This is a genomic window from Streptomyces phytophilus (assembly GCF_013870535.1).
Lineage (GTDB): Bacteria > Actinomycetota > Actinomycetes > Streptomycetales > Streptomycetaceae > Streptomyces > Streptomyces phytophilus.
Map to the genome: position 1 here is coordinate 1 of NZ_JACBXC010000285.1, position 5,903 is coordinate 5,903.

The window sequence follows — 5,903 nt, forward strand, 5'->3', positions numbered from 1 at the left end:
CGTCCCGTCGGCTCCGTGGTCCGATTCGTGCCTGCCGTTCATGCGCACAACCGCCTCTCCCGCGTCTGACGAGTCCATCTAGAAAGCGCTTTCTGGCATGCGCGCATCAGAGTAAGCGGCCCGCGTCACGCGGTCAACGGGTCGGGGCGCCACGGCGTCTTCTGCGGCACGCAGGACCCAACCGGGCGTACGGAAGCGCACCCCCGCGCGCACCGCACCTCAGCGCGCCACGCGCCCACGGACCCGGCGGCTCAGAGCCGGACCAGCACGTCGTCCAGCTCCTTGCGCCGGATGTCCGGCACCCGCGCCCCCTCCGCCGGGTAGCCGACCGGGATCACGTACGCCGCCCGCTCCTCCGGCGGCCGCTCGCACACCTCGCCGAGGAACCGCATCGGGCTCGGCGTGTGCGTGAGCGTCGCCAGCCCCGCCTGGTGCAGTGACGCGAGCAGGAAGCCGACGGCGATGCCGACCGACTCCTTCGTGTAGTACGGGCGCGGGCTCTGCGGCCCCTTGTGCACCTCGAAGACGACGATCACCGCGGGCGCCGCCTCCAGGAACGGCTTGTGCCAGTCCGTCCCCAGCGGCGCCAGCGCCGCCAGCCACTCCGGCGAGGCCCGGCGCGCGTAGAACTCCCGCTCCGCCCGCTCCGCCGCCTCCCGCAGCCGCCGCTTGCGGTCCGGGTCGGCGACGACGACGAAGCGCCACGGCTGCACGTTGGCGCCGCTGGGCGCGGTGGCGGCGGTGCGGATCGCCCACTCCAGGACGCCGTCCGGGATCGGGCGCGGCGAGAAGTCCCGTACGGTGCGGCGGCGCGTCATCGCGTCGTGGAAGGCGCGGCTGCGCACCGGCGCGTCCGACGCCGGCACGCCGAGGGGCTCGTACGGGACGGTGGGATACGGGGCCGGATGCGGCTGCGAGGTCGTCATCAGGCCAGCAGAACACGCCCGGCGGACGTGGACTAGACCTGGTACGGGCCGAAGCCCGCCCCCGCCGCACGCCCCGGCGGCGGCGGGCACGCCGCCCCCGCTACTCCTCGAACCACGCCGCGTCCACGAAGTCCGGCCGCGGATCCAGCGCCGCCGCCAGCCGGAAGTGCCGCCGCACCTCGTCCGGGTCGCCCCCGGCCCGCTCCAGCGTGCGGGCCAGCGCGAAGTGCGCGTAGGCGTTGTCCGGCTCCCGGTCGATGACCGTGCGGAAGTCGGCCTCCGCCGCGCCGAGGCGGGCGCTCATGAAGTACGCGCGGGCGCGCAGCAGCCGCGGCGAGACCTTCTCGGGATGGGCCTCGACCAGCGGGTCGAGCAGTTGGACCGCCCCGCGCGGATCGCGGGCGGCGAGCAACTGCTCGGCCGCCCGGTAGTCGACGACGTCGGTCTCCGGGCTGCGCTCGGCCACGGCGAACTCCTTCCTCGTCTTCTCCGTCTCCGTCTTCCCTCTGACGTCTTCCGCTCTCCGACCGGGAGACCGCCGGGAGACGATTCGCCTTCAACACGGGATCATGCCCCGCTGTTCCGCCCCCTGACCCCCTTGCGTGCCACCAGTTCCTCCCAGAGCTTCCGTACCCGCTCCGCCAGCTCCGCCTGCGTCCCGTCGTTGTCCACGACGATGTCGGCGATCGCCAGCCGCTGTTCCCGCGTGGCCTGCGCCGCCATCCGGGCGCGCGCCTCGTCCTGCGCCATGCCGCGCAGCCGCACCAGCCGGTCGAGCTGGGTTTCGGGCGGGGCGTCGACGACCACGACGACGTCGTACAGTCCGGCGAGGTCGTTCTCGGCCAGCAGCGGCACGTCGTTCACGACGACCGCGTCCGGGCCCGCCGCCTCCTGGAGCGCGGCGGAGCGGTCGCGGACCAGGGGGTGGACGATCGCGTTCAGCGCCCGGAGCCGGTCGGCGTCGGCGAAGACGATGCCGCCGAGCTTCGCCCGGTCCAGGCTCCCGTCCGCGGCGAGCACGCCGTCGCCGAACTCCGCGACGACCGCGGCCAGCCCCGGGGTGCCGGGCTCCACCACCTCGCGGGCGATCCGGTCGGAGTCGACGATCACGGCCCCGTACGAGGCCAGCAGCCGCGACACCGCGCTCTTGCCGGCGCCGATCCCGCCGGTCAGTCCCACCGTCAGCATGGGTCAAGCCTAGGCCGCGCACGCGCGAGAGGCGGAGGCCGGAGCGTACGGTCCGCGCTCCGGTCCCCGCCCCCGTGCGGTCCGGGCCTCAGTCGCCCTCCTCGCGCTCCGCGAGGAACTGCTCGAAGGCGCTGCCCAGCTCGTCCGCCGAGGGCAGTTCCGCGGGCTCGGCCATCAGGTTCTCCCGGTCGTCGCCGCCGGCCAGCGCGTCGTACTGGTGCTCCAGCCCGCGGACCATGCCCACCAGTTCCTCGTCGCCCTCGTCGACCTGGCGCTCGATCTCGTTCTGCACCTTGAGGGCCTCGGAGCGCAGCGCGTGCGCCACCCCCGGCAGGACGAGGCCCGTCGCGGAGGTGATCGACTCCAGGACGGTCAGGGCGGCGTCCGGGTACGGGGTGCGGGCCAGGTAGTGCGGCACGTGCGCCGCGACGCCGAGGACGTCGTGCCCGGCCTCGCCGAGCCGGTACTCCAGCAGGGCGTCGGCGCTGCCGGGGACCTGCGCCTCGTCGAAGACGCCGCGGTGGCCCGGCACCAGGTCGATGCGGTTGCCGTGCGGCGTGAGGCCCACCGGGCGGGTGTGCGGCACGCCCATGGGAACGCCGTGGAAGTTGACCGCCAGGCGCACGTTCAGCCGCTCCACGATCTCCCGGACGGCCTCGGCGAAGCGCTCCCACTCCACGTCGGGCTCGGGGCCCGACAGCAGCAGGAACGGGCTGGCGGTCGCGTCGCGGACGAGGTGGAGTTCGAGCGTGGGGACCTCGTACGCGGCCCAGTGGTCGCGGCGGAACGTCATGAGGGGCCGGCGCGCGCGGTAGTCCACGAGCCGGTCGTGGTCGAAGCGGGCGACGACCTCGTGCGGAAGGTCGTCGAGCAGCCGCTCGATGATCTGGGCGCCGGTCTCGCCGGCGTCCATGAAGCCTTCGAGGTGGTAGAGCAGGGTCAGCCCCGCCGAGTCGTGCTCCAGCACCGCGTCGACGGCCGCGAGCCCGCTGGGGTCCCATTCGTACATGCTCATGAGGGTGTAACACCCCGCGTGCCCGCGGTGATTCCCGGTGACGCGGACGGAATCGCGCGCGGGGCGGCCACAGGGCCCGTACCCCAGGTCAGCCGGGCCGCCGGCCCGCGGAATCCGGCCGGACCGGCTGGCTGGATCATGACGTACGGCGGCGGAACCTCGCCGCGGCGTATAGCGTCCTTCTTCGCAGAAGGAGGGGGTCGTCGTGCCTGAGGAGGGGCCGGGAGGAGAAGTCCCGGGCCGGCGCGGTGGGTTGCGGGAGCCGCTACGGCCCCGCCGAGGGGGGCGGCGCCGCATGTCGCGCTCGCTCACGCTCGCCGCCATCGGTGCCTGCGTCATCGTGATCGCGAGCATCGTCGTGTCCGCATGGCCAGGCGGCACCGGGCTGAGACCGCCGGGGATGCCGTCGCCCGACGCCACCACGGCCGCCGCCTTCACGGGCGTCTACCGCATAGGGGCCCTCGGGGACGCCGACCCGGGCGGCGGGCGCGACACCGTCCTGACCCGGAGCGTGACCCGCGCGCTCGCCGACCACGGCAGCGGCAACGGCACCGGCGGCGGCAACGGCGGGGTGGCGACGCCGCCGCTGGGCGTGTCGGACCTCACCGCCCACAAGGAGTCCACCGAGCCCGCGAACCGCAGCCTGATAGCCCGCTGGGTGGAGATGGAGCCGGGCCTGACCGGGGTCGTCGGCGGCGATCCCGCCCTCAACCTGCCGGAGAGCGGCCTGACGTCCTTCCGCCTCCCTGTCGTACGCGCCTGCCGCCACGACGGCGCCGGCCTCAGCCCCGAGCCGCGCTACGCCGACACCAACGAGCTGCGCTCCTCCGCGTCCACCGCCGACATGGGCGTCGTCCTGGCCCGCCACCTCGCCGCCGCCCCCGGGGTCCGCAAGGTCTACGTCCGCGGCGACACCGCCGCCGACCCCACCCGGGCGCTGATCGACCGGCTGCGCGCGGACGGCGTCGAGGTGCGCGCCGGCGACGCGGGGCAGCTCGCCGACGGCATCGGCCGGTTCCGGCCGGACGCGGTGTTCCTGGAGGGCGGGGCGCGGAACCTGGCGGAGTGGCTGGAGCAGGTCGAGGACAGCGGGTTCGACGGCGTGAAGTCGCTGTGGGATCCGACGGCGCCGACGTGCACCGGCCGCAACGCCGCCGCCGACGCGGACTTCTCCGTGCCGGACGGCTGGCTGACCGTCCGCGGCCACTACGACGTCCGCCTGGACCCCGACGCCGACCGCCGCGCCGCCGTCCGCAAGGCCCTCGGCGCCGAGCTGGCCACCCGCCCGTACGCCGTCGAGACCTACGACGCGGCCCGGGCCATGCTCTCCGCCTGGGACACCGTCTCGGCGGAGGAGCGCAACAGCAACGAACCGGATTTGGCCCGCGCCGCGCTGGCCGAGGCGCTGCCGACGGTGCAGGTGCGGGGGACGCTGGGCGGCTGGTGGAAGGAGCTGTCGCAGGCCGAGGCGCACCCGGTGGTGTGGCTCGACCTCCGGGAGGACGGCCGGTGGCGGCAGGAGGCGGAGGAGCGCCGCTGAGACACGGGACCCTCCGAGCGGCGCGGGTCGTACGGCACGTGTACGGACGTGCACGCGCCCTGCTGCACGCGAAGGCCCGCCCGTACGCCGTGGCCGTGGCCGTGGCCAGGGCCGTACGGGCGGGCCTTCGCGCGTCCGCCGCCTGCCGCCGTCCTACGAGATCCCGGCGCCCCGCTGCCCGGACGGCTCCCGCGCCTCATCTCCCGCGAAGGCACCCGGGCCCTCGGGAGCCTGCGGCTCCTCGGGGCGCTCCAGCGCCACCTTCGGCAGCCTCCTGGCCAGCGGGCCCGGCAGCCACCAGGCGTGCCGGCCGAGCAGCTGCATCACAGCGGGCACGACCAGGCAGCGGATCACCAGGGCGTCCAGCAGGATCGCCACCGCGAGACCGAGCCCGAACTGCTGCAGCATCCGGTCCGGGCTGAGGATGAACGCCGCGAACACCACGATCATGATCAGCGCCGCGGCCGTGATCACCTGCCCGGTGACGGCCAGGCCCTCGCGTACCGCGTGCGCGGCGTTCTTCGTACGCTCCCACTCCTCGTGCATCCGGGAGACGAGGAAGACCTCGTAGTCCATGGAGAGCCCGAAGACGATGGCGAAGATCATCACGGGGATGAACGCCTCGATGGGCCCCTGCTCCACGCCGAACCAGCCCTCCTGGAACACCAGCGTGATCACGCCGAGCGCGGCACCGATGGACAGCAGGTTCAGCACCGCCGCCTTGAGGGGGATCCACAGCGAGCGGAACACCACCATCAGCAGCAGCGTCGACAGGCCGACGACGAGGGCGACGAACAGCGGCATCCGGTCGGCGACGGTGTCGGAGAAGTCCTGGGCACCGGCGGTGGCGCCGCCGACCAGGTACTCCGCGTCCGTCTGCGCCGCCAGCGGCGGCAGCACGTCGTCGCGCAGGTCGTGCACGAGGTCGGCGGTCTCCGCGTCCTGCGGCGCCGACTCGGGGAAGACGATGACGGTGGCGACCTCGCCGTCCTCGGACGGCAGCGGCGGGCTCGTCGCCGCGACGCCGTCGGTCTGCGCGATCTGCGCCTGCGCCTGCTCCCCCGCCTCGGCCGCGCCGGTGCCGCCGCCGCCCTGCGCGACGACGAAGAGCGGGCCGTTGAAGCCGGGCCCGAAGCCCTCGGCGAGCAGGTCGTACGCCTTCCTGCTGGTGGTGGAGGTCTGGTCGTTCCCGGCGTCGGCGAAGCCGAGCCGCATCCCCAGCGCCGGTGCCGAC

At 74.5% G+C, this 5,903-nt stretch carries 6 protein-coding genes; 1 reads left to right on the forward strand and 5 read right to left on the reverse strand.

Annotation, left to right across the window (positions count from 1 at the left end):
* Window positions 1-251 precede the first annotated feature (251 nt).
* From H5J30_RS14965 to H5J30_RS14980, 4 genes are all read right to left on the reverse strand, one after another.
* The gene (locus tag H5J30_RS14965) at window positions 252-926 is read right to left on the reverse strand and encodes a nitroreductase family protein (RefSeq protein ID WP_181787926.1); all 675 of its coding nucleotides are present in this window, start codon (window positions 924-926) and stop codon (window positions 252-254) included.
* A gap of 100 nt (window positions 927-1,026) precedes the next feature.
* Window positions 1,027-1,392, reverse strand: coding sequence for a tetratricopeptide repeat protein (locus tag H5J30_RS14970; RefSeq protein WP_181787927.1), 366 nt, complete (start codon window positions 1,390-1,392; stop codon window positions 1,027-1,029).
* 101 nt (window positions 1,393-1,493) lie between these two features.
* On the reverse strand, window positions 1,494-2,114 hold the full coding sequence (gene coaE, locus H5J30_RS14975; RefSeq protein WP_181787928.1) for a dephospho-CoA kinase: 621 nt from the start codon (window positions 2,112-2,114) through the stop codon (window positions 1,494-1,496).
* An 88-nt stretch (window positions 2,115-2,202) separates the two neighbouring features.
* On the reverse strand, window positions 2,203-3,123 hold the full coding sequence (locus tag H5J30_RS14980) for a PAC2 family protein (protein WP_181787929.1): 921 nt from the start codon (window positions 3,121-3,123) through the stop codon (window positions 2,203-2,205).
* 301 nt (window positions 3,124-3,424) lie between these two features.
* On the opposite strand from H5J30_RS14980, the gene H5J30_RS14985 reads away from it, so the two are divergent.
* Window positions 3,425-4,669 carry a type 1 periplasmic-binding domain-containing protein gene (locus H5J30_RS14985; RefSeq protein ID WP_181787930.1) on the forward strand — a complete coding sequence of 415 codons (1,245 nt, stop codon included), beginning with the start codon at window positions 3,425-3,427 and terminating at the stop codon, window positions 4,667-4,669.
* 153 nt (window positions 4,670-4,822) lie between these two features.
* Here the strand turns inward: H5J30_RS14985 and H5J30_RS14990 are convergent.
* Window positions 4,823-5,903, reverse strand: a 1,081-nt coding sequence (locus H5J30_RS14990; protein ID WP_181787931.1) for an MMPL family transporter, incomplete at its 5' end; no start/stop codon positions are given.